The sequence below is a fragment of the Microcystis sp. M53603_WE2 genome, from assembly GCF_030065435.1.
In genome coordinates this window covers 1-3,280 of the sequence record NZ_JASJFF010001137.1, presented here as the reverse complement: position 1 = coordinate 3,280, position 3,280 = coordinate 1, and the positions used below count along the sequence as shown (strand labels likewise).

At 42.7% G+C, this 3,280-nt stretch carries 4 protein-coding genes; 2 read left to right on the top strand and 2 right to left on the bottom strand.

The window, feature by feature from the left end; all coding sequences use genetic code 11:
* A partial coding sequence (locus tag PX481_RS23995; protein ID WP_288096428.1) for an AAA family ATPase occupies positions 1 to 1,401 on the bottom strand: 1,401 nt, incomplete at its 3' end.
* 186 nt (positions 1,402 to 1,587) lie between these two features.
* Positions 1,588 to 1,815, bottom strand: coding sequence for a DUF2281 domain-containing protein (locus PX481_RS23990; protein ID WP_002760273.1), 228 nt, complete (start codon positions 1,813 to 1,815; stop codon positions 1,588 to 1,590).
* Positions 1,816 to 2,025: 210 nt separating this feature from the next.
* Between PX481_RS23990 and PX481_RS23985 the strand changes: the two genes are divergently transcribed.
* Positions 2,026 to 2,364: a rhodanese-like domain-containing protein gene (locus PX481_RS23985; RefSeq protein WP_045358107.1), complete on the top strand. Its 339-nt coding sequence runs from the start codon at positions 2,026 to 2,028 to the stop codon at positions 2,362 to 2,364.
* Between the two features lie 143 nt (positions 2,365 to 2,507).
* A partial coding sequence (gene hrcA, locus PX481_RS23980; protein ID WP_288096426.1) for a heat-inducible transcriptional repressor HrcA occupies positions 2,508 to 3,280 on the top strand: 773 nt, incomplete at its 3' end.

Here is a 3,280-nt window from a genome sequence, read left to right as displayed (position 1 = left end):
ATCCACTTGTTTAAGAGTTTCCTTTTCTTCAACTCGTTCACAATAGGTTTGTTTTTTATCCAGTTCCTTAATCCGTTTGGCTAAATTGAGAGCTTCCTCTCTTAGTAGAGGAATACGAGCGATTTCTGTCTCTAATTGTTGCCGATTTCTTTGCAGTTGTTCCCAACGAGCATTGATCTTAGCTTTTTCCCGTTCCAACTGCATATTTAAATCAGCTTTTCGGCTATTTAAAGGAGCATATTTTAAAGCTAATCTATCCAATTCCTGAAGACGTTGACGATGATAATTTAATTTCTCTAATCCTGCTTGAATATCCCCCGCTTGCTCGATAATTTTTTGAGTTTCTTGTTCCTGTCTTCCCAATTCTTCTAAACGAGCGCTCGTTTGTTGGATGGGAAGGGTAAATTCGTTAATTTTTTGCTGTAATTTCTGTTCTAATTGTTGTTTATCATACTGGGCCTGTTGCCAAGCTTGTAATTGACTTGACAAACTTGCCTCTTTCTGGTCTAAATTGATTAGGCGCTCGTGTGCAGTAATAATGTCATTTTTGCGATGAAGAATAGTCCTAATTTGATTTAATTGATTGTCTAGACTAACTTTTTCCCGGTCTAATCTCTCGATTTCTGCTAATAAAGCTCGCTCCTGTTCTCTTTGCCACTGCAGCTGTTTTTCCCAATTCTGACGCTGATTTTCTTCCCCCTGTAGTTGCTGTAAACGCCGATTATTTACCTCTTGTTCTTGATTAATTTGGTTAATTTGGGTGCTTAACTCTTGCAGCTGTTGCTGATAAGAATTTTTCTCCTGAAGACGGAGTTTGATAGTTTCTACTTGCTGCTCGATCTGGAGGGACTGTCCATCAAATTGTTTCGATATATCCTTGGCTTTATTTGCTAAAATTTCATAGCGATCGAGTTGTAATAATTCTGCTAAAATCTGTTTACGACCACTGGGAGGCTGTTTCATAAACTCGTCCGCTTGTCCCTGTCGTAAATAAGCAGAATTAATGAAAGTTTTATGGTCTATTTTCAGATAAGTATTAATCTGTGCTTGGGTATCTTTAATACTTTTACCCGATAAAGGACGAAAACTCTGATCATTAATCACCTGAAAATCTAAACCAGAAGCTTTCCCTCCCCGGTGACGACTACGGATAATTTTATAGATTTCTCCCCCATAACTAAACTCGAAATCTACCCGCGCATAATCGCTGCCCGCATGAATCACATCATCACCAATCGAGACGCGACTTTCTCCCCAAATTGCCCAAGTAATTGCTTCGAGTAAAGAGGATTTTCCCGCACCATTGGCACCACAAATACAGGCAGTATGTAATCCGCGAAAATCTAGCACTGCCTCGCGATAACTGAGAAAATTTTTTAGGGTTAATTGTAGGGGAATCATAAGCTAGGGAGTGGGGAAGTGGGGAAGTGGGGAAGTGGGGAGATGGGGAGATGGGGAGATGGGGAGGTGGGGAAGTGGGGAGGTGGGGAAGTGGGGAAGTGGGGAGAATGCAGTACAAGGCATAATTAGCGGAAATTCTGTCACTCAGCCTCAGTAAAATATTGGTATCAAATAGATATTTAGCCATTAGTCATAGATAGTTTCACGCCCTAAGGCTTCATCGGGTAATCCGGGGGTATCCTTGGGTTGACTTTCCAGAAATTTTAGCCAATCTTCTGCTTTTTCGTGGGAGGTCATCTCTGCAATTTTTGGCGAAGTTCTCTGAGTTAGAAATTGGCTGAAGTTTAAGACTTCTTGTTGTTTTTCTAAAGGAAGTTTTCGCAAGTTTTCGATAACGGCTTGTTCAATATTCATCGAAATTCAGCTTGTCGATTAATCGGCGTACTAAAAAGCATCAATGTCTTCAATACCTGCCCGTTCCCCATTATATCACCCCCCCCGCTCTGGCACTGACCAAATCCCCCCACTTGGCTGCGATATTATTCCTACGCAAGTCCCTAACCGCTCAGGGTCCCTCGATTTGCTACTCTAAAGGAAAGATAACCGATTCTTAAGACCAAATCTATGAGCATTCCCGAAATTAGCGTCCATGAACTCGCTCTCCGTTTAGCCGATCATGATCCTAATTTACAACTTATTGATGTGCGCGAACCAGAGGAAGTTGCGATCGCATCTGTGGCCAGTTTTACCATTTTACCCTTGAGTCAATACCGAGAATGGTCGCCCACTATTGCCACCCAATTCAACCCCCAAGCGGAAACCCTCGTTATCTGTCACCATGGCATGAGATCCCTGCAAATGTGCCAATGGCTACAAAGTCAGGGTTTTACTAATGTTAAAAATATTAACGGCGGCATCGATGCTTATTCCCTCCTCGTCGATCCTAATATTCCCCGTTACTAATTTTGATCGCCTCCATCGGGAAAAGAGAGGGGTAAACTATCCCCTTTCTCCCCACGGAGGACTGACTACTGATAACTGATAACTGATTAAGCGTTATACTGTCTAAAAAAATGTTATAAATCTTTTGTTAAGATTATTCCCCTATGTCCGCTAGAACCCATCTCAGCGATCGCTATCAACATATCTTAAAGGCGACAATTCAACATTATATCGCCACAGCCGAACCGGTTGGCTCGAAAACTCTGCTAGAGGAGTACAAATTTACGGTTAGTTCCGCCACGATTCGCAATGCTCTCGGTAAACTGGAAAAAGAAGGTTTACTCTATCAACCCCACACTTCCTCCGGACGCATTCCCTCCGATTGGGGTTATCGTCTCTACGTCGATGAGTTAATGACTCCCGATGACCGTATCGGCGAAAAAATCGGCTATTATCTGCATCAAAATGCTAAATCTCCCGCTTGGAGTCTCGAAAGTCTGCTGCAACGGGCCACCCAACTTTTAGCCGGTTTAAGCGGTTATATCGCTATCGTTACCCTCCCCCACACCCTCACCAATACCCTGCGTCATCTGCAATTAGTCCCCGTCTCGGACCGGCAGATTATGTTAATTATTGTTACAGATAGTTTACAAACACGCTCGGTTATGATAGAGATTCCTGAGTCTATGGCAACGGACAAGAAGGATGGATTAGCAGAAGAATTACAAATCCTCTCTAATTTTCTCGGGGAAAAATTAAAAGGTTATTGCTTGGCAGATTTAATTAACCTCGATTGGCGGCAAATCGAGCGAGAATTTGCCCGTTATACCCATTTTCTCCAACAATTAAGCCAAGAAATCAGCGCTAGTCTCCAATCCACTGCCACCCCGGAGATTATCGTCCATGGTGTCGCTGAAGTCATTCGACAGCCAGAATT

What these genes read in the sequence shown, in the direction of transcription:
- PX481_RS23990 (WP_002760273.1), bottom strand. Translation starts at nt 1,815, where the DNA reads ATGAATATTGAACAAGCCGTTATCGAAAACTTGCGAAAACTTCCTTTA.
- PX481_RS23985 (WP_045358107.1), top strand. Translation starts at nt 2,026, where the DNA reads ATGAGCATTCCCGAAATTAGCGTCCATGAACTCGCTCTCCGTTTAGCC.